Origin of the sequence: Clostridioides sp. GD02367 (genome assembly GCF_045900275.1) — a bacterium.
In the GTDB taxonomy this organism is placed as follows: Bacteria; Bacillota; Clostridia; order Peptostreptococcales; family Peptostreptococcaceae; genus Clostridioides; species Clostridioides difficile_A.
Window position 1 is genome coordinate 91,519 of sequence record NZ_JBJODK010000002.1, and the last position, 20,877, is coordinate 112,395.

At 28.4% G+C, this 20,877-nt stretch carries 17 protein-coding genes; 14 read left to right on the plus strand and 3 right to left on the minus strand.

What is annotated here, in order from left to right; all coding sequences use genetic code 11:
• Nucleotides 1-161: 161 nt before the first annotated feature.
• From Q3223_RS02445 to Q3223_RS02495, 11 genes are all read left to right on the plus strand, one after another.
• Nucleotides 162-581 (plus strand): DUF3785 domain-containing protein, encoded by a 420-nt coding sequence (locus Q3223_RS02445; RefSeq protein ID WP_054270983.1) that lies wholly within the window; start codon nucleotides 162-164, stop codon nucleotides 579-581.
• A 193-nt stretch (nucleotides 582-774) separates the two neighbouring features.
• Nucleotides 775-2,553 (plus strand): GGDEF domain-containing protein, encoded by a 1,779-nt coding sequence (locus Q3223_RS02450; RefSeq protein ID WP_236733281.1) that lies wholly within the window; start codon nucleotides 775-777, stop codon nucleotides 2,551-2,553.
• Between the two features lie 83 nt (nucleotides 2,554-2,636).
• On the plus strand, nucleotides 2,637-4,466 hold the full coding sequence (locus tag Q3223_RS02455; protein WP_407811672.1) for a diguanylate cyclase: 1,830 nt from the start codon (nucleotides 2,637-2,639) through the stop codon (nucleotides 4,464-4,466).
• A gap of 7 nt (nucleotides 4,467-4,473) precedes the next feature.
• Nucleotides 4,474-6,474: a sigma 54-interacting transcriptional regulator gene (locus tag Q3223_RS02460; protein ID WP_176702452.1), complete on the plus strand. Its 2,001-nt coding sequence runs from the start codon at nucleotides 4,474-4,476 to the stop codon at nucleotides 6,472-6,474.
• A 262-nt stretch (nucleotides 6,475-6,736) separates the two neighbouring features.
• Complete coding sequence (locus tag Q3223_RS02465; protein WP_054277143.1) at nucleotides 6,737-7,996, plus strand: pyridoxal phosphate-dependent aminotransferase; 1,260 nt, start codon at nucleotides 6,737-6,739, stop codon at nucleotides 7,994-7,996.
• A gap of 60 nt (nucleotides 7,997-8,056) precedes the next feature.
• Nucleotides 8,057-9,844, plus strand: coding sequence for an indolepyruvate ferredoxin oxidoreductase subunit alpha (gene iorA / locus Q3223_RS02470; RefSeq protein ID WP_054270978.1), 1,788 nt, complete (start codon nucleotides 8,057-8,059; stop codon nucleotides 9,842-9,844).
• A 1-nt stretch (nucleotide 9,845) separates the two neighbouring features.
• Nucleotides 9,846-10,421, plus strand: a complete 576-nt coding sequence (locus Q3223_RS02475; protein WP_054270977.1) for an indolepyruvate oxidoreductase subunit beta — start codon at nucleotides 9,846-9,848, stop codon at nucleotides 10,419-10,421.
• A gap of 52 nt (nucleotides 10,422-10,473) precedes the next feature.
• Entirely contained in the window at nucleotides 10,474-11,544 is a 1,071-nt protein-coding gene (buk, locus tag Q3223_RS02480) for a butyrate kinase (protein ID WP_054270976.1), read from the plus strand.
• A gap of 217 nt (nucleotides 11,545-11,761) precedes the next feature.
• Nucleotides 11,762-12,463 (plus strand): YitT family protein, encoded by a 702-nt coding sequence (locus Q3223_RS02485; protein ID WP_054270975.1) that lies wholly within the window; start codon nucleotides 11,762-11,764, stop codon nucleotides 12,461-12,463.
• Nucleotides 12,464-12,521: 58 nt separating this feature from the next.
• Entirely contained in the window at nucleotides 12,522-13,028 is a 507-nt protein-coding gene (locus Q3223_RS02490) for an NUDIX domain-containing protein (protein ID WP_054270974.1), read from the plus strand.
• Between the two features lie 172 nt (nucleotides 13,029-13,200).
• The gene (locus Q3223_RS02495; protein ID WP_074178397.1) at nucleotides 13,201-14,223 is read left to right on the plus strand and encodes an AI-2E family transporter; all 1,023 of its coding nucleotides are present in this window, start codon (nucleotides 13,201-13,203) and stop codon (nucleotides 14,221-14,223) included.
• 147 nt (nucleotides 14,224-14,370) lie between these two features.
• On the opposite strand, the gene Q3223_RS02500 is transcribed toward Q3223_RS02495, so the two are convergent.
• The 3 genes from Q3223_RS02500 to Q3223_RS02510 form a co-directional block, all read right to left on the minus strand.
• Entirely contained in the window at nucleotides 14,371-14,679 is a 309-nt protein-coding gene (locus Q3223_RS02500; RefSeq protein ID WP_021385244.1) for a DUF1540 domain-containing protein, read from the minus strand.
• Nucleotides 14,680-14,739: 60 nt separating this feature from the next.
• Nucleotides 14,740-15,168 (minus strand): hypothetical protein, encoded by a 429-nt coding sequence (locus Q3223_RS02505; RefSeq protein ID WP_407811540.1) that lies wholly within the window; start codon nucleotides 15,166-15,168, stop codon nucleotides 14,740-14,742.
• A 219-nt stretch (nucleotides 15,169-15,387) separates the two neighbouring features.
• A complete protein-coding gene (locus Q3223_RS02510) occupies nucleotides 15,388-16,845 on the minus strand; it encodes a carbon starvation protein A (protein ID WP_074178396.1) in 1,458 nt (485 codons plus the stop codon).
• 382 nt (nucleotides 16,846-17,227) lie between these two features.
• On the opposite strand from Q3223_RS02510, the gene nadA reads away from it, so the two are divergent.
• From nadA to nadC, 3 genes are read left to right on the plus strand one after another with little or no spacing between them, the layout of a single operon-like run.
• Nucleotides 17,228-18,142 carry a quinolinate synthase NadA gene (nadA, locus tag Q3223_RS02515; RefSeq protein WP_054270971.1) on the plus strand — a complete coding sequence of 305 codons (915 nt, stop codon included), beginning with the start codon at nucleotides 17,228-17,230 and terminating at the stop codon, nucleotides 18,140-18,142.
• Between the two features lie 12 nt (nucleotides 18,143-18,154).
• Nucleotides 18,155-19,456 (plus strand): L-aspartate oxidase, encoded by a 1,302-nt coding sequence (locus Q3223_RS02520; protein ID WP_074178395.1) that lies wholly within the window; start codon nucleotides 18,155-18,157, stop codon nucleotides 19,454-19,456.
• The gene (gene nadC / locus Q3223_RS02525) at nucleotides 19,437-20,273 is read left to right on the plus strand and encodes a carboxylating nicotinate-nucleotide diphosphorylase (RefSeq protein ID WP_167640586.1); all 837 of its coding nucleotides are present in this window, start codon (nucleotides 19,437-19,439) and stop codon (nucleotides 20,271-20,273) included. Before Q3223_RS02520 ends, nadC begins: the two co-directional genes overlap by 20 nt.
• The last annotated feature ends 604 nt before the right edge of the window (nucleotides 20,274-20,877 follow it).

Below are 20,877 nucleotides of genomic sequence, written 5' to 3' on the forward strand. Positions count from 1 at the left end.
AAGCGTAAACTTGGATTTTGAGACAATTGATTAATGTAAATGTATGACGATATATGTATACAAGATTTAATTAATTGGAGATATTATAAACAATTACTTTTATTAAGGTTATTTAAGTGGTAGAATAACTTGGAGATTAATAATTATAAGGAGGATATAATATGAGTTTATACAAGTTTATATATGATGATAAGGAATATTTGTTAAAAGAAGAGAATTGTAGTGCTTTAATAAATGATGAAGAAAATCCAATTCAAGGAATAACTGTTTCAAAAATAATTGATATACTTAATGAAACAGAAGAGGTTGATTTTGACATAGAATATTATCAAGAAGCATGTCCATTATGTTTGGAAGGAGTGAAAGAAAAGAAAAAGTTCTTTCCTTTCTTAGAATATCATTTTTATATTTTCAGTAAAGATGGAAAATATGTAATAAGTAACATATCTAGTGACTATAAGGGGTTATCTTTTAATAAATTATCAAGAGCAAATAAAGTTGATAATAGTTATATTGTGAGCGTGATAATTTGCGAAAATTGTCAGGATTATATAGTTCAGGTAGAAAATTGTATGGTTTAATGTAAAATATGTCTTAATTTAGGAGAAATTTCTAAATTGAGACACTGACTTTTTTATCAAATAGTATGGAAAATTACTAATTTTATGAGATAATGTAAGTCGGAGGTGAGTTACAATATATATTAAATGTTTGGAAGAGATAGATGATACAATTTTAGATTTAATGTTTAGGTTAACCTTGAATGAAAGATTATTGAATAATAATGATTTTATTGAAAATAACATTGATGTAGTAAAGAATTCAATCGATTGCTATAAAACTGAACAAAATAGTTTGATGTTATTAAAATCAAATTTTTTGCTGGCTTTATTATATGGTGTTCAAGGGATTAGTGAAAAAATGAAAGAGTATATTTTGATTTCCTATAAATATATTGATAAATACTTACCTAAAGATTATAAATTTCTAGCGAGGTTTTATTCACAAATAGCTATTTTAAGTTTAAAAAATGAAAATATAAATAAGGCAAATTTACATATAGATAAATTTAATGTTATTTGTAACGATAATAATTGTTCGGTTGAAGAAATTATTTTCAAATCACAACTGATTTACATTAAGGCAAGTAAATGCATAGAATCTTCTATAATAATTAAAGAAATAGAAGATTTATATATAAAGGTAAAAGAAATTAACGATTTTAATTGTAAAAAAATATATTTTTTTATTGTTGGTAAAATATATTTTTTGTTTTTAGATGATGCTATAGTAGCTAAAGTAAATTTTTTACAGGCAAGAAAATATGCAGATTTATTAAAGGATATGGATGTATCTTCATTATGTAATATAAAAATAGGTGAATGTGAGTGTTCATTTGAAAATTATGAAGGCTCGATAGACTGTTTTAATGAAGTAATAAGTAATAAAAAATATATAAATGTAGATACAATACAAAAATATAGAGCGTCAAATAATATAACTAAGATATTAATAAAAACTAAAAACTATCCTGAAGCGATAAATAATTTAGCAAAATCTGAAGTGTACTTAGAAAAAATTAAAAATAATAATTTAAAAGAAACTGAGAAGTTTGGATTATTTATAAATTTAGCTATGTATTATGCAAAAAGTAATGAAAATTCATTTGAACAGTCAATCTGTTATTTAGATAGAGCTAAAGATATCTTAAGTATTATAAAAAGTGAAGAAGAATATATACTGTATGATTTGGAAGTAGTTTATAATCAAGTAAAGATATATTATTGTTTTGGAGATTATAATAGTGCATTAGATACAAGTAAAAAACTATTTGAGAAATCTAAAAATGCTAAAAATTATAATTATGTAAGACTAGCATATAAGAATATATATATGTGTTTTGAAATGATTCAAGATTATGAAATGAGTATGAAATACTTTAAAATGTATTATGAGTTAAAAATGATGTATGTAAAAGCTAGAAATAGAAATTATATAGATTCTTTAAATTATAGGTACGAATATGTTGAAAAAGAAATAAATAACATGAGAAAAATAAAGACTGATTTAGATAAGAAAAAATATATTGACCATTTGACAAGTGCGTATAATAGAGTTTTTCTAAATAATTTTTTAGAAGGACAAGAAGTCAGCGAATACAGTACTGCATTCATGATAGATGTAGACTACTTTAAAAACTATAATGATACCTATGGACATTATAATGGAGATATTGCTCTTAAAAACATAACAACAATAATAAAAAAATATCTAAAAAAAGATATGCTTATAATAAGGTATGGTGGAGAAGAATTTTTGATACTATCTATATGTAAAGATTATAAAAAAAGTAAAATCTTTGGAAGAAAGTTATGTAGAAGTGTAAAAAAATTTTTAAACAATAATTTGACAATTAGTATTGGTATTGATACATGTAAAAATAGTAGTATAGATATAAGTGAGATAATTGGAAATGCGGATAAAGCCTTGTATAAAGCCAAACAAAGTGGTAGAAATCGATGTTTGCATTATCATGATTTTAAAAATTTTTAACTATTTAAATAGGATTGGTGATTCATTTGAAAGGGTGTTCAATAGAAGATTTAAAGAGAAATATAAAAAAGATAGAATATGATATGTTGACTAAATTCTATCTGAATTTGACAGATTTAAACTACATCTTGGATTATCACAAAGAACTTTTAAATACAAAAATAGAAGTTAAGAATAGAGTTTATGTTTTATATTTAATTAGTCTCATAAACTATATAAAAAAAGATAGAGAAGCATCATACAAATATCTACTGGATTCATTAAAAGACATTAAAAAATTGCCCTCAAAAGAGAATGCAGAGATAATATCTAAGATTTATATTTATCTTACACTATCAGCTATTTCTATAAGAAAATATGATAAGGCAAATAACTTTTATTTTTTAGCAAAAAAAAGCATAAAACAAAACCACTTAAATGAGCTATTAGTCTTGTTTAATATGAGTTTATGTGTAGAAATAAGTGCATTATATAAGACTAAAACGGATGTAATATCTTTAGTAGAGGAAGTATCTTTTTTTAAAAATTTAAAAAATAAAGTCCTTGTAAGTAGAGCAAATTATATATTTGGAAGAGTTTATCTTTATTTGTTTAATAACTTTATAAAGAGTATGGAGTATCTAATTGAATGCCTAAGGTTGGCTCAAGAAAATAACTTGTATTCTATAGAAGCTTTTTGTAAATGTATAATAAGCTTGTGTTATTTAGAAAGTGGAAATAATATAGAAGCCATAAAATACATAAAAAATGTGCTAGATGTTGCACACAATAATAATTCAATATCACTAACTGAAAGAGTAGCCATAAAAATAGACCTTATATGGGCCTATTTAAAGGAAGATATGAATAAAGAAGCAGAAGATGTTCTAGTAAAAGCTATAAAGTTGATGAAAGCTGTTGAAGGTGTGTATAAGGATTATTTATACTCATTTATATTTTTATATTCAGCTGAAATTGAGTTAAAGAAAAGTGATTATAATTTTGAAAAGGTAAATGCCTATTTGATTTTATCAAAAAACATATATAAAAGTTTTGGAGATGTTTTTATATATAATTCTAAGCTAGACTATATATATAAATTGTATGGAGATTTATATATAAAATTTGGTAATATAGATGAAGGTATAAGCTGTTATCTAAAAGGCTTAAACTTGGTTAAAAAAAGTTCATTAAATCCTAAGAAAATGTCTATATTTTATGGTCTAATAGCAAATGGATATGAACTAAAAAAGGATTTTAAACTAGCGATAGAATACTATAAAAGTATGGATTGGTATTCTGATAAATGGGAAAAAAATAATTCCTATAAAACATCTCAAGGAATTCATAAACAATATGAACTTAGGAGAAAACAAGAAAGTTTAAAAGCACTCGTAGATAATAATAAAAAATTAGAAAATGATATATTAAAAGATGGACTTACTCAATTATATAATAGAAGATATTTAGAAGAACAATTAGATTCATTTAATGGAACTAGAGAAAAAAATATGGTAGCGATATTGGTAGATATAGATTATTTTAAGAGTTATAATGATAACTATGGTCATCTAGCAGGAGATAAAGTTATAACAAAGGTAACTGATATTATAAGAAATGTATTTATAGACATTACTGAACACATAATTAGATACGGAGGCGAAGAAATTTTAATATTAGTAGATTCTATAAAATCAGTAGATATTGAAGAAATTGATAATATAGAATTATATATTAAAAGAGTTTTTAAACTTCTAGAATTTGAAGGTATTGAACATATGTATTCTAAAGTAAAAAACTATATAACTATAAGTGCTGGAGTAAGTATAAAAAGGTGCCGTAGCAGAAAAGATGCTGAAGTATTAATTGAAGATGCAGATAAAAACCTATATAAATCAAAAAAAGCAGGTAGAAATCAATACATTATAATTTAAAATTGAGGTGATTTTGTTGCGAAAAAAAATAGGAATTATAGCCTCTGATATTGAATTAAAAGAAAGAATAGAAGAATTATATAAAGAAGATGTAGAAAATGGAACTATAATAATTGACATACTCAATTTAGACTTAATGGAAAATCAAGGACGTATACTTGTTGAAAAAGGTGCCCAAGCTATAATTGGTAGAGGTGGAGGTTATAGTTTAGTAATAGATACAGTAAGTGTACCTGTTATACCTATGAATATGAAATCGACTGACCTCTTAAGAGCAATAGAAATAGCAAAGAGATATTCTAAAAAAGTGGTATTGATTCTTGGAGATAATGAAGTTTCTTTTGATTATGTTGGCTGGAGAAATGTAATAAGTACTGAGATAACTGAGGAATGGTTTGAATCTAAATATGAGATAAGAAGTAAAGTCGTAAAATATATAGACCAAAAAGACGAAGTTGTAATAGTAGGTGGAGGTCTAGCTTGTTCTTTTGCAAGACAATATGGCATTGATAGTGTATTTGCAACTGCTAGTGATGAATCTATAAGAGAAGCTGTTGAGTATTGTAAGAAATTATTAGATACATTAGGTGAAGAAAAATTTAATAATGAAGTTTTAAGAAATATACTTGATGGTATAAAAGATGGAGTAATCGCGATAGATAGTAATGGTAGTATAATTTTGTACAATGAAAGTGCAAAAAACATGCTTAAAGTAGAAAGAAGATGTGCACTCAATAAATATATATTAGATGTATTCCCAAAAATGGAGTGGATGTTAGACTGTTTACATGAAAAAAATGATGTAGAAGATAGAAAGATAAGAAATATAAATAATTTAATTGTTAATACTAGAACTACATTAATAAAAGTAGATAATAGCACTTATGGAGTTTTGGGAATAATACAAGATATAACTAAACTACAAAACTTAGAAAGAAAAATAAGATTTGATTTAAATCAAAAAGGTCTTTATGCTAGATATACTTTTGATGATTTTTTATTTAAAGATAAATTAACTAAAGAATTTATTGAAGAAGCTAAAAAAATTGGAAAAAGTGATTATACAACTCTACTATATGGAGAAAGTGGGTCTGGTAAAGAAATTATAGCTCATAGTATACACAATATAAGTAGAAGGAAAGACAGACCTTTCGTTGCAATAAACTGTGCTACTATAGCAGAGAATTTGCTTGAAAGTGAACTTTTTGGATATGAAGAAGGTGCATTTACTGGTGCCAGAAAAGGTGGAAAAAGAGGTCTATTTGAGCTTGCACATGGAGGAACACTTTTTTTAGATGAAATAAATAGTTTATCTTTTAATATTCAGACAAAACTATTAAGAGTAATAGAAGAACGCCAAATAATGAGAATTGGTTCTGACTATATAATACCTTTAGATATAAGAATCATAGCAGCAACAAATGAATCATTAACTGAAAAAATAGTTATGGGAACATTTAGAGCTGACTTGTTTTATAGATTAAGTAGTTTGGAGATAAATATTCCTCCTCTAAGAGATAGGAGAGAGGATATAATACCACTATTTAATAACTTTGTAAATGAAGTATTAAAGGACGATGGTCTTAATGGAATAAATAGCATAGATGAAAATTTTGTTTTAACTAAAGATGAAATTGATAAACTGTACAATTACAGTTGGCCTGGAAATGTTAGGGAATTAAAAACAATAGCCCAGAAATATGTTGTAACAGGAAAAATTAAATTGAGAAAAGAACGAGATTTTAAAACTCAAAAGGTAGCACCTAGTTCTGAAATAGACAACTTTAATTCTGAAATGACAGCCAGTGTAGAAGTTCAAGATGAAGTTATAGATATAAGTAATATAAACGATGGTAAGGTGTGTATAGATATAAAAGAGGTAAATAAGTATGTTGAAGAAAAAATAATAAGCATGCTTTTTGCCCAAGGACTCTCTAAAAATGAAGTGGCACAAGTTCTCGGGATAAGTCGTACATCTTTATGGAAAAAGTATAATAAAAATATATAAATACAGATACATATAAAATATTTTAAAAGTAATGTTAATTTTTTAAAACAAGTGTTAAAAAAAATTAACGTTATTTTTTTGCATTTTTTTATTTTTTTAGACAAGCATATATATTTATAAGAAGAATAACTAAAACACTTAATTTAATAATGAAAAAAATCAGAATTCTAAACAAAAGTAGTTTTACATAAAGTAAAATTTGTTGGCATGCTAATTGCTTAATATATAATGTGAGAGTAAATACAATTTTAGGGGTGATGGTATGAGTCAAAGTATGGTTGGTAAGCATGCGATGTGGCCAAAAGAAAATGATGTTATATTTAGCATATCTGGTAGAGCTCAAGCAGCAGAGAAGGCTTTAGGTATGGATAATGTAATAAATGCAACAATAGGCGCTCTAATGGATGATTCAGGAAAATTAATAACAATGAAAACTGTATATGAAGAATATAAGGCATTAGATAACTGTGAAATAGGTGCATATGCGGCCCTTGAAGGTCAGCCAGATTACTTAGAAGCAGTAAAAAAAATATTTTTCAGAGATTACTTACCAGAAGGACATATAAGAGTATTAGCTTCACCAGGAGGAAGTGGTGCAATAAAATTGGCTGTATGGAATTATACTAATGAAGGTGATGAGGTTTTAACATCTGATTGGTTTTGGAGTCCATATGTAAGTATAGCTGAAGAAGCCAATAGAAAAGTAGTAAACTACCAATTGTTTGATGAAAATAGAAGATTTAATTTTGAGTCATTCAAAGAAAATTTTGTAAATATAGCACAAAAACAAGATAGAGTTTTTACAATTATAAATACACCAGCTCACAATCCAACTGGATATAGTGTTGCAGATGATGAATGGGATAAAATATTAGATTTATCAAAAGAAATTGCAGAAGATAAAGATAAAAAGATAATATTTTTCGTAGATTCAGCATATATTGACTTTGCAGGTGATGATGATGTATGTAGAAAGTTTTTTAAGAAATTTTCAAATCTACCTGAAAACGTTCTCGTATTGGTTGGATTCAGTATGTCAAAAGGATTTACAGCTTATGGTATGAGAATGGGAGCTATAATTTGTATATCTTCAAGTGAAGATGTAGCTGAAGAGTTCCATTATTCATGTGTTCATTCATGTAGAGCAAACTGGTCAAATTGTAATAGAAGCGCTATGGCAGTATTATCTAACATTGTAAATGACCCTAAAAAATTTAAAGAATATGAAGATGAAAAAGACATATACAAAAAAATGCTAACTAGAAGAGCAGATGTATTTGTAAAAGAAGCTGAAAGAGTAGGCTTAGAAATTCTTCCATATATAGCAGGATTCTTTGTAAGTATACCATGTGATAATCCAAAAGAAGTATGTGAAGAATTGACTAAACATAATCTATTTGCAGTTCCATTAAAAATGGGATTAAGATTTGCAGTTTGTGCAGTTTCAGAAGAAAAATGTAAGAAAGCACCAAGTATTATAAAAGAAGCACTTGAAAGTTTAGAAGTAAAAATAAATAATTAATTTCATTGAACAAATTGGGTGGACTATGAATTTAATAATTGTAGATGGAGGGAATTTTATATGAAACAATTGATGACAGGTAATGAAGCAATTGCACGTGGAGCCTATGAGGCTGGTGTTAAATATGCATCCGCATATCCAGGTACTCCAAGTACAGAAATATTAGAAAATATAGCAACATATAAAGATGCAATAGTTGCAGAATGGGCTCCAAACGAAAAGGTAGCACTTGAGGCTGCTATAGGGGGTTCAATTGCAGGAGCAAGAACTATGGCTTCTATGAAACATGTTGGTGTGAATGTTGCAGCTGACCCAATATTTACTTATGCATATACAGGCGTAAATGGTGGTATGGTACTTATTACAGCAGATGAACCGGGAATGCATTCATCTCAAAATGAGCAAGACAATAGGATGTATGCAAAATTTGCAAAGATACCTTTATTTGAACCATCAACTAGCCAAGAAGCTAAAGATATGATAAAAGAAGCGTTTGAAGTTAGTGAAAAATACGATACACCAGTTTTATATAGAGTTACAACAAGACTCTGTCATTCAAAAGGTTTAGTGGAATGCTATGATAGAGAAGAAGTTGAAATTAAAGAATACACTAAAAATGCTAAAAAAATGGTAACAGTTCCAGCAAACGCTCAAATAAGAAGAGGTGTTGTTGAGGAAAGAATGGAAATTCTTAAAAAATTCTCAAATGAAACTGACTTGAACTATTATGAAATAAATGATACAAAAATAGGTGTTATAGCTTCAGGTATGTGTTGCAATTTTGCTAAAGAAGTATTTGGAGAAAATGCATCATATATGAAGTTAGGATTTACAAATCCATTACCTTATGAAAAAATAAAAGAATTTGCAGATAAAGTTGACAAAATATATGTAATAGAAGAAAATGACCCATTTATAGAAGAACAAATAAAAGCATATGGAATAGACTGTATTGGAAAAGATGTAATGCCTCCATATGGTGAAATGACACCAGATGTTTTAAGAAAAGCTATATTTGGAAAAACAAATGATACTATAGAATACAAATCTGAATTAGTAACACCAAGACCACCAAGTTTCTGTGCAGGATGTCCACATAGAGGATTCTTCTATGAACTTGGAAAGAGAAAAAATTTAATAGTTGGTGGAGATATAGGATGTTATACTCTTGGATTTGCTCCTCCATATAATGGAATAGATTATGTTGTTTGTATGGGTTCTGCTTTTGGAACTGCACATGGAGCTCAAAAAGTTCTTAATATGAAAGAAGGAAATGAAAAAAGATTAGTAGGTGTACTTGGAGACTCAACTTTCTTCCATACAGGAATAAATGGTCTTTTAGACGTAGTTTACAATAGAGGGAACTCTATATCAGTTATATTAGACAATAGAATAACTGGAATGACAGGTCACCAAGAAAACCCAGGTTCAGGATATACTTTACAAGGTGCTAAAACTAAAGATGTTGATATAGAAGGATTAGTTAAAGCTTGTGGAATAGAACATGTAAGAGTTATAGACCCTAACAATCTAAAAGAAGTAAATGAAGCATTAGATTGGGCCTTAGCTATAGAAGATGAACCATCAGTAATAATTACAAGATGGCCATGTGTACTTAAAAAATTCTCTAAAGAAGATATAGAAGAATTTAATAACCCATTTAAGACTAAGTGTAAAGTTGACCATGATAAGTGTATTGGATGTAAATTATGTTTGAAAACTGGATGTCCAGCCCTATCATTTGATAAAGAAAATAAATTATCAAATATAGATAGAAATCAGTGTGTAGGATGTGGAGTATGTTCACAAGTTTGTCCAAAACAAGCAATAGTTAAGGAGGAAAAATAATATGACTAAGAGTATACTTTTGGTAGGTGTAGGAGGTCAAGGAACTATACTTGCTAGTAAATTATTAACTATGGGATTGATGGAAGCTGGATACGATGTAAAAATGAGTGAAATACATGGAATGAGTCAAAGAGGAGGTTCTGTTTCCTCACAAGTTAGATATGGAGATTGTGTGCATTCTCCAGTTATAGAAATTGGTGGAGCAGACATATTAGTATCTTTTGAAAAAATGGAAGCTTTAAGATGGTTTAATTATTTAAAACCAGAAGGAAAAGCTTTAGTAAACAATTATAGAATAGATTCTATGACTGTCTTAATCGGAGGAGCTGAATATCTAGAAGGTGATATAGATGAAGAACTAAATAGATTAAATGCAAAAGTTATAAACGCTGCTGATAAAGCTGAAGAACTAGGAAATTCAAAAATAATGAATGTTATTTTATTAGGTTGTCTAGTTAAATCTATGGAATTAGAGTCTATCGATTGGGAAAAAATTATAAGTGAAAATGTTAAACCAAAATTTGTTGAATTAAATATAAAAGCTTTCCATGAAGGTATGGAAATGGTTAACAAATAGTTTATAATATATATAAATAAACTATAGAAATTAAGGTGAAAGGAAGAAAATTATGACTTACAGAATATTAGCCATAAATCCAGGTTCTACTTCTACAAAAATAGCAGTATATGATGGAGAAGAACAAATTCTTGTGAAGACAATAGACCATCCAGCTCAAGAGATTGCAAAATATAATACAATACAAGACCAATTTGAAATGCGTAAAGAAGCTGTTTTGAATATTCTTGAAGAAAATAATATAGATTTGAAATCTCTTAGTGCAATAGTAGGAAGAGGTGGGGTTTTACCACCAGTAAAATCAGGAGCATATTTAGTAAATGAAGAAATGATTGATGTACTTAGACATAGACCAGTGCTTGAACATGCTTCAAATTTAGGAGCTGTTGTGGCACACGCAATATCAGAGCCACTTGGAATAAACTCATATATTTATGATTCTGTTGCAGTAGATGAGCTTATAGATGTAGCCAGAGTATCTGGACTTTGTGGAATGGATAGAGCAAGTACAGGGCATGCATTAAATACTAGAGCTATGGCTTTAAAATATGCTAAAGATAATGGGAAAGATTATAAGAGTTTAAATCTAATAGTAGCTCATATTGGTGGAGGAGTAAGTATTTATCTTCATGAAAATGGAAGAATGGTTGATATGTTATCTGATGATGAAGGGCCATTTTCTCCAGAAAGGTCAGGAAGAGTACCTGCTACAAAATTAGTGGCAGCTTGTTATTCAGGAAAGTACTCAGAAAGAGAAATGACTAAAAAGATAAGAGGTAAAGGTGGTATCGTTTCATATCTAAACACTGTAGATGCTAGAGAAGTTGAGAAGATGATAGCAGAAGGAAATAAAGAAGCAAAAATTATTTATGAAGCAATGGCTTATCAATTGGCAAAAGGTATTGGAGAATTAGCAACTGTAGTGGATGGAAAAGTAGATGCTATAATTATAACAGGTGGAATTGCATATTCTGAAATGTTTACTTCAATGGTTAAAAAGAAAGTGGAATTTATTGCACCAGTAGAAATTATGGCAGGAGAAAATGAGTTAGAATCGCTTGCTTTTGGAACTTTAAGAGTACTAAATGGAGAAGAAGAAGCTAGAATTTATAGTGAAAATTAATAAGAACAACTAAAAATGTTTATATATTAAAAAGTGGTATATCCATTTTTATACACGAAAGCTTAGAATATAAGTGAAAGTGTATAAAATATGAATTGCCACTTTTTTTATAATTGAAATTTTATATTAAATTAATGAAGAGTTATGTAAAATTTTGTATTTATATATATATTTTATTGGTATTTATTGTTATTATTATTATGAGGAGTGATTTTTGATGGGAAAAATAAATTTAAAAAGTATGATAAGATTGTTTTCAGGTTTCTTTATATTTGCAATTTCTTCTGTATTGATGATTAATGCGCATGTTGGGCTTATGCCTTGGGATGTGCTTCATCAAGGTTTATCTATAAAATTAGGTATAACTATAGGTCAGGCATCTATAATGGTAGGGGTTATAATCGTTATATTGGATGCAGTTTTTGGTGAAAACATAGGATGGGGAACACTACTTAACATGACATTCATAGGAATATTTATTGATTTAGTAATATTCTCTGAAGTAATACCTCATGCAAGTAACACTTATGTAGGTGTATTTATGGTTGTTATAGGAATTATTTTAGCAGCTATAGCAAGTTTTCTATATTTAGGGGTTTGTCTAGGCAGTGGACCAAGAGATGGTCTTATGATTGCTCTTCAAAAGAGAACTAATAAATCAGTACGCCTTGTTAGGACAATTCTTGAAATACTAGCTCTAGTTGTTGGTTGGTTATTAGGAGGTTCTGTAGGTATTGGTACACTTGTAAGTGCATTAGGACTAGGATATGTATTACAAATAGTGTTTAGGATGTTTAATTTTGACACGAAGTCGCTTAAACATAGATTTATTATAGATGATATAAAAGAATGGAAAGAAAAGAAAAGAGATGAACATAAGTGTAAATCAAGTATTGCAATAAAAAATGAGCAAAATTAAGTATACCAAAATATATTTGTATTTTGTTTAATTTATGTAAAGGTAAGGAGATTTGGAAATGGAATTATGGGATTTATATAATACTGATGGAATTAAAACAGGAAAAGTTATAGAAAGAGGTAATTCTATTGAAGAAGGTTATTACCATTTAGCAGTTGAAGTATGGATTGTAAATAGTAACTCTCAGATTTTAATTCAGAAAAGGTCTAAAAGTAAAAAGACATTACCAAATATGTGGGGAATGACAACTGGATGTATTGTTTCTGGAGAAGATAGTTTGGAAGGTGCAATTCGTGAAGCAAAGGAAGAAATAGGGATAGATATATCTAAAGATGAAATGAAAGTTTTTAGAAGTATGATTCATGGTGATACTCTTTGGGATGTATACTTTGTTAAGAAGGAGTATGATATATCAAAAGCTATTTTGCAAGAAGAAGAAGTAAGTGATATAAAGTGGGTAAGTACAGACAGAATAAGACAATTGATAAAGGATGGTTTATTTTTTGAATATCCAGAAATATATGAATTACTATATGATATAGATAATAATAATTTAAACTTATAATATGGAGCAGATTTTAGTATAAACATAATTGTATAGAATTATCTTCTCTAAATTTTAATATTGTTTTATGAAGAATTAATAAGTTGTTTTGAAAGCTTTTTGATTATTTTTAGAATTAGAATAAAAAAGAGTGACACTGTAAAGTCATAAAAATTTGGGGAGGGTTTAAACTGTGAAAGATAACAAAGAATTGACACATGATGGCTCAAAATATAAAATTGTTTCTATATCTGTTGTAGTAATTATTTTAATTACGTTCTGGTACATGTTAAATATGGTGCTTTTAACATTTATAATGACTTTTATTTTTTATAACTTACTTGTAGCCATAAGAAAACGAATTAATAAAATTTCCTCTAGAATTATTCCAGATTCGTTGATAATTGTAGTGTTATACTTACTATTTGCTATATTACTGGTATTGATTAGTTATGCAGTTGTACCAATAATTATAGTCCAACTTACGGAATTAAGTAGGATTTTTAGTGATTTTGATGTAAATCAATTTGCTCAATCTCTAGGTCCAAAACTTTATCCTGTTGTTTCAAAGTTAGATTTTAATAAATATATTTCACAGGCAGGGCTACTTATAGCATCAACAGCAACAAAGGTTGGAAGCTTTGGAGTAAATATATTGTTAGGTTTCTTACTGAGTTTGCTTCTTTTACTTGAAAAAAATGATATCAAGAAATTTGGAAATAAACTTGCAGATAGTAAGATTTCTTTCATTTATAATTCCCTTGTATTTTTCGGAAAGAGTTTTGTGAAAAATTTTGGTGAAGTAATGAAAGTACAAGTAATGATTGCATTTATAAACTCTGTTGTTTCCATGATTTTTTTAGGTTTTATGGGATTCCCTCAAATATGGGCTTTAGGATTTATGATTTTCGTGTTAGGTCTTATTCCAGTGGCAGGAGTTATAGTATCATTAATTCCACTAACTGTAATAGCCTTTAATATAGGTGGGATAACAAAAGTACTTGGAGTTTTGGCAATGATTTGTATAGTACATGCAGTAGAAACATACATATTGAATCCTAAACTGATGTCAAATAGAACAAAACTTCCAGTTTGTTTTGTGTTTATTATTTTACTTGTAGGAGAGCATTATTTGGGTGTGTGGGGATTATTAATTGGAGTTCCAATATTCATGTTCCTTATGGATATTTTAGGTGTTAAATTTACTTCTAGATAATATATTACAATAATAATTTATTTTATGAATGCGACTCATAATTTGATTTAAAAAAGAACCTATAAATGGACAACATTAATAAAAGAAGTCTGTTTTATAGGTTCCATTTTGATTTTTATAAATACTATAGAATTAATAACAAGAAATTTATTTCATTTCAAAAGTTTCACAACTTGCATTTCCTGAATTTATATGAACTTTTTCAGCTTTACAAAGTTCATTTTTATTGTATTTACATTTTACAGCTTCACAATGGATATTGTCTGTATCAACTTGATTAGTATCATTAGAACGACTAGTTATTCCAGAAGTATATTTGTCTTCAAAAGAAGCACAATAAGTGTTTCCTGTAGTAGTTGCTTGCATTCCATCTACTTTTATGCTCCCAGCATAACAGTATCCACTAGTATTATAAGCACAATTAGTGGCATCGCAATTTAAATTATTATTTTTCATAAAATAACCTCCTAAGTTTTATTTAAACTTATTATGTGAAGTTATTTAAATTTTATACACCTATTTACAATTACATTTATCACATTTAACAATTACATCTTTTGAAGTTTCTCTTCCTAAATTTCTATTGACATGATATACATCTGTATTTTCAGTTGAACCACATATAGAACATTTGAAATTATTTTCTAGTAAAGTCCTTTCTCTAAATAACTTCCAGTACATAGAATTGATGTAATCACTGTAGTTCACCTTGAGGCATGTTTCAAGAAAGTTTATGTATAGATTATCTAAATCTCCTGTATCTAATTCTGTATATTCTGGTTCAAAATATTCACAACATCCTCTAAAGTCAGGTTTAGTATCCGAAATAACACATCTAATATCATATCTATAGTCTAGGCTGGGCCCCTTGAATAAAAGATGTGTACAAAAAGAACAAGATGTCTCTGGTAGATTTTTTTCAAGTTCATGTAATTTATTATTCATAAGTATTCCTCCAAAAAAATTTATTTTAAGTATATAAATGTGTAGATTGTTTTAAAACTTTTATTTATTTATATTAGAAATTCAGGATAAATATTCCAATAAAGAGTAAATACCTAGTTATTTATGTGTTAAATAAAAAAGAGACAATCTCTAATTTGAGATAGCCTCTTTTTATGATTTTTATATTAAAAGTTTAATTAAGTGTAACTCTGGTTGATTTTAGTCAGCTAGTTTCACATCTGCTTTGTTTTTTAACTTTCTACCATAGTATACAGTTAAAACAGCGTATAATACAGTAAATATAGCAGCTAAAATATAGGATATGTTTATACTTAGATTAAATCCAATTTGAGCATTGAATATATAGCTAAATATGATAAAAGAATAAAACATACCTGGAATTAAGCTTATAATATAATTTTTTTCTTTTATTATAAGATAGACTGTAATCATCGCAAATGCAAATATAGCGATGGTTTGATTACTCCATGAGAAATATCTCCATAATATATTAAATCCAGAAGCACTGAGTTTTGCAAATATGAGGATGGCTATGACAGGGATAAATATACAGATTGATAGTATAACACGATGTTTCTTTTCCTTTTGGTCATAATGAAAATAATCAGCAAGCATTAATCTTAGAGATCTTAAAGCTGTATCTCCAGAAGTTATTGGTAAAATGATAACACCTATTATAGCTATGATTCCACCAATAGAACCAAGTAAATCTCTTGCAACTAAGCCTATTACATCAGGAGAGCCTATCAATTCCTTAGGTATACCTTTATTGTAAATACCCATAGCAGCTGCAGCCCAAATCATTGCAATTAAACCTTCTAAAATCATCATATTATAAAAAGTAGTTTTTCCTTCTTTTTCATTTGAAACTGATCTTGCTATAAGAGTGGCTTGAGTTGAGTGGAACCCAGAAACTATACCACAAGCAACTGTAACGAAGAATGTAGGGATAAGAGGAATTCCATCAGGATGAATACCTTTCCAATTTGCAAGACTTAGATTAGCTAAATCATAACCTTGTGTAAATATTCCGATTCCAACACCAGCAGCAGATAAAAGTAGTATTGCCCCAAATATTGGATATATTTTTCCTATAATCTTATCAATTGGGAAGAGTGTTGCACATAAATAATATACAAAAATAATTCCATAAACTATCCATACAACTGGATTGTTTATAGTTGACTTCATATTTAAGATTTGTGTAACAACCAAATCTCCAGGTGTGTAAATAAAAACTGCACCAACTAAAAGCATTAATAGACAAAGGAATATATTATAGACTTGAAATACTTTATTACCTAAAAATCTACTGATAAGAGAAGGCATCTGTGCTCCTTTTTCTCTTATACTAATCATTCCACTCATATAGTCATGTAAAGCTCCTCCAAATACACAACCAATAGGGATTAGTATAAATGCTATTGGGCCAAACAATATACCTTGGATAGGTCCTAGAATTGGTCCTGTACCAGCTATATTAAGCAATTCAATGAGACTATTCTTCCATTTTTTCATTGGAACATAGTCTACACCATCACTCTGAGCAAGAGCAGGTGTTTTTCTGTCATCTGGGCTAAATACTTTTTCACAATAAGCACCATATAAAGCACCTCCTATTAGTAATATAGCCAATCCAATTAAGAACGTTGTCATAATATCACCTCATTTATAAAATTTTTGGATTCTGTATACGTATTGAAATAACCTACAAATTCTATAAAATACTAAAAGTAATATAATTTCAGAAATTAATACATACACATAATCATGTACTTAGTATACATGTGTTTGGTAAAATTTTCAATATTATAGCAATAAAGAATATAAACAAAATTCTGATAATATTTTACAAAAAAATTAAAAAACATAAAAAATAGTTTAAATATATAAGTAAAAAAGATAAATCAATTGATAATGTAAATGTCTATATCTTAACAATATTAAGAGGTCTAAAATTCTTGAAGAAAGAATAGTCAAGTGATATAATGAGTTTACAGGTGTATATACACTAGTACATATAGAAAGCGGTGCAATTATGGATAAAGATTTAACATATCAAATCAAAGAGCTAAAGAAAGAAAAAAATGCAATAATACTTGCCCATTTTTATCAACCACCAGAAATACAAGAATTAGCAGACGCAGTTGGTGATTCGTATTACTTAAGTGAAATTGCTAGAGATTGTAACGAAGATGTGGTTGTATTTTGTGGAGTAAGATTTATGGGAGAAAGTGCTAAGATATTATCACCTGAGAAAACTGTATTAATGCCAGTAAGTAACGCTGGATGCGCTATGGCAGATATGGTAGATGAAGAAGGCGTGATAAAACTAAAACAACAGTATCCAAATGCTTTGGTTGTATGTTATATAAACTCTACAGCTAAAGTCAAGGCACATTGTGATGTTTCCGTTACATCGTCCAGTGCAATTAAAATATTAGAAAACATAGATAATAAAGAAATTATATTTCTTCCAGATAAAAACTTAGGAGGATATATTGCAGAGAAATTTCCAGATAAAGACTTTATATTTTGGGACGGATATTGCAAATACCACAATAATATAAAGGCTGAAGAAATAATTGAATTAAAAGATAAGTATAAAGATGCAGAAGTGTTGGTACATCCAGAATGTAAAAAGGAAGTAAGAGATTTAGGAGATTATGTAGGCAGTACATCAGGAATAATAAAATATGCTACTAATAGTGAAAATAAAGATTTTATAATAGCAACTGAAGAAGGAATATTACATGAATTAAAGAAAAAGAATCCTAATAAAAACTTTTACATCCCTGGAGGAAGAATACTATGTACTGATATGAAAAAGACAACATTAGAAAATTTATACAGTACACTTAAAAATATGGAAAATGAAGTTACTGTAGAAGATGAAATCATGGAAAAGGCTTTAAATTCACTGCTTAATATGCACAGATTAGCAGAAGGATAGAGGGATAGACTTATGAATTTAGAACAAGATGTTTTAATAGTTGGAAGTGGTATTTCAGGGTTATATTGTGCATTAAATTTAGATAAAAATTTAAATGTATTAGTAGTATCAAAATCTACAATTGAAAACAATAATACATATCTTGCACAAGGTGGAATTTCAACTGCTAGAAATATTGATGATATAGAGTCTTTTGTGGAAGATACAATGAAAGCTGGTCAGTATAAAAATAGAGTTGAAGCAGTCCAAGTTCTTGCAGATGAATCTATTGAAAATGTAGGACAAATAGTAGATTATGGTATGCCTTTAGATAGAGAAAATGGAGAAATAGATTACACTAGAGAAGGTGCTCATAGTGTAAATAGAATAGTTCATAGCAAAGATAATACTGGAGAGGTTGTTTTTAAGACTTTATTAAAAGAAGCTAAAACTAGAGAAAATATAACTCTTATAGAAGATGCGTATCTTTTAGACATATTAAAAGATGGTAATAAGTGTATAGGAGCTAGAATTTTTAAATCTCAAAAAGAAATTCATGTTTTTTCAAAAGTGGTAGTTTTGGCTACAGGTGGAATAGGTGGACTTTTCAAAAACTCTACCAACCAAAGACACCTTACAGGTGATGGAATTGCTATAGCTTTAAAAAATGATATAAAAATAGAGAACTTAGAGTATATTCAAATACATCCAACAGCTTTCTATGAAGAGAATAGTGAAGGCAGGAGAATGCTTATATCTGAATCACTAAGAGGAGAGGGAGCTAAACTTTTAAATAAAAATAAAGAAAGATTTGTCGATGAACTTCTTCCTAGGGATGTAGTTTCAAAAGCTATTTTTGAGCAAATGGAAAAAGATAATTCACCTTATGTATATCTAGATGCAACGCATTTAGGTAGCGAATATTTAATTAACAGATTTTCTTTCATTTACAATGAATGTTTGACTAGAGGGACAGATATAACTAAGGAATATATAAAAGTATCACCTGCACAACATTATTTTATGGGTGGGATACATGTCGACTTGGACTCAAAAACATCTATGGAAAATTTATATGCAGTTGGAGAGATTAGTTGCACAGGTGTTCATGGAGCAAATAGACTGGCAAGTAATTCTTTACTTGAAGGGCTTGTATTTTCAAAGAGAGCCGCCAAAAGTATAAACTCAGTTATGGATGAGATAAAAGTTGAATTTATAGATATACCAGATATGGACATAGATATAGAAAAGATAAAAAAAGAGAATAAAATATTAGTCATAAAAGAAATTGAAAGAACAAGTGAGGATTTTGGCGATGAATTATTTGATTATTGATAGAATGATACAGGATGCTTTAATAGAAGATGTTCCAAGTGAAGATATAACAACTAATTCTATTGTGGATGAAAATTCTAAGTCTACTGTAGATTTAATTTGTAAGCAAGATGGTATAATAGCTGGATTAGGTGTATTTAAGAGGGTTTTTGAGATACTTGGAAATGTAGATGTAGAGTTATATAAAAATGATGGTGATAAAGTAGAAAATCGTGAAAAGATAGCTGTATTAACTGGGAATACTAGAAATTTACTTGTAGGAGAACGTGTAGCATTAAATTATTTACAAAGAATGAGTGGTATAGCCACTACTACTAGTAAATATGTTGAAAAGCTTGAAGGTACAAATACAAAGTTGTTAGATAGTAGAAAAACAATACCTAATCTTAGAATATTAGATAAATATTCTGTAAAAGTAGGTGGAGGATGTAATCATAGATTTAATTTATCTGATGGAATTTTGCTTAAAGACAATCACATTGGAGCCGCTGGTGGTGTCAAAAATGCAGTTGAACTAGCTAGAAAAAACACTTCTTTTGTTAGAAAAATAGAAGTAGAAGTGGAAACCTTAGATATGGTAAAAGAAGCTTTAGAAGCAAAAGCAGATATAATAATGTTGGATAATATGAGCTTAGAAATGGCAAAACAAGCTATAGATATTATAAATGGAAGAGCAATTGTAGAATTTTCTGGAAATGTGAATTTAGATACTATAGAATCTATAGGAAAAATTGGAGTTGATGTTGTTTCTGTAGGAGCACTTACACACTCTGTCAAAGCTCTCGATATAAGTATGAAAAATCTGAGAAATATATAAATTTGATATTGATATAAATTTAATTAAGATAGACTCCATAAATTTACTTGATAAGTTTAAGGAGTCTATTTATATTAAAATTAATCTAAACTTAATATAAGATTTCGATTATCTTTTATAAATTCGCATATGTCTTCATGACCTTATTCTACGCTTATATAAGCGCTTTTTCTATTAGTTGATACTTTACATTTCTCTGTATATATCCTCATGTTTTATCTTTCAAAAGTGGTAGAAGTGTGGTAAATCCCTTACGCTATCAGCTGGATATTCCTGTGATTTGTTAGAACTCTCTGAAATGATTCACGAACTTAATCACTCATAAGCACTTGACATATTTCGCTTTTGGCCTTAAGTATTTCAATGTAGTAGCCAACTTCCTTGTTTCTTAAAAACTGATGCTCTATGTTGATAAGCCGATGGTCAAAGTCCAAGTCTTTGACAATCAATCGACCAGCAGACAAAGTCTGTACAGATTTCATAGTACGAATTGACCTTGCAGAAAGGTGATAACTGGAAAGTTATAAAATAAGAAAACATAAATGCTTACTTCTATATTCATTTAGTAGTAAGCCATATTTATTACTTAAAATCCAAAGTCTTG

Excerpts from the sequence above, each read along its gene's own strand:
- Q3223_RS02445 (WP_054270983.1), top strand. The coding sequence starts at position 162 with ATGAGTTTATACAAGTTTATATATGATGATAAGGAATATTTGTTAAAA.
- Q3223_RS02455 (WP_407811672.1), top strand. The coding sequence starts at position 2,637 with ATGTTGACTAAATTCTATCTGAATTTGACAGATTTAAACTACATCTTG.
- Q3223_RS02465 (WP_054277143.1), top strand. The coding sequence starts at position 6,737 with ATGAGTCAAAGTATGGTTGGTAAGCATGCGATGTGGCCAAAAGAAAAT.
- iorA (WP_054270978.1), top strand. The coding sequence starts at position 8,057 with ATGAAACAATTGATGACAGGTAATGAAGCAATTGCACGTGGAGCCTAT.
- Q3223_RS02475 (WP_054270977.1), top strand. The coding sequence starts at position 9,846 with ATGACTAAGAGTATACTTTTGGTAGGTGTAGGAGGTCAAGGAACTATA.
- buk (WP_054270976.1), top strand. The coding sequence starts at position 10,474 with ATGACTTACAGAATATTAGCCATAAATCCAGGTTCTACTTCTACAAAA.
- Q3223_RS02485 (WP_054270975.1), top strand. The coding sequence starts at position 11,762 with ATGGGAAAAATAAATTTAAAAAGTATGATAAGATTGTTTTCAGGTTTC.
- Q3223_RS02490 (WP_054270974.1), top strand. The coding sequence starts at position 12,522 with ATGGAATTATGGGATTTATATAATACTGATGGAATTAAAACAGGAAAA.
- Q3223_RS02500 (WP_021385244.1), bottom strand. The coding sequence starts at position 14,679 with ATGAAAAATAATAATTTAAATTGCGATGCCACTAATTGTGCTTATAAT.
- Q3223_RS02505 (WP_407811540.1), bottom strand. The coding sequence starts at position 15,168 with ATGAATAATAAATTACATGAACTTGAAAAAAATCTACCAGAGACATCT.
- Q3223_RS02510 (WP_074178396.1), bottom strand. The coding sequence starts at position 16,845 with ATGACAACGTTCTTAATTGGATTGGCTATATTACTAATAGGAGGTGCT.
- nadA (WP_054270971.1), top strand. The coding sequence starts at position 17,228 with ATGGATAAAGATTTAACATATCAAATCAAAGAGCTAAAGAAAGAAAAA.
- Q3223_RS02520 (WP_074178395.1), top strand. The coding sequence starts at position 18,155 with ATGAATTTAGAACAAGATGTTTTAATAGTTGGAAGTGGTATTTCAGGG.
- nadC (WP_167640586.1), top strand. The coding sequence starts at position 19,437 with ATGAATTATTTGATTATTGATAGAATGATACAGGATGCTTTAATAGAA.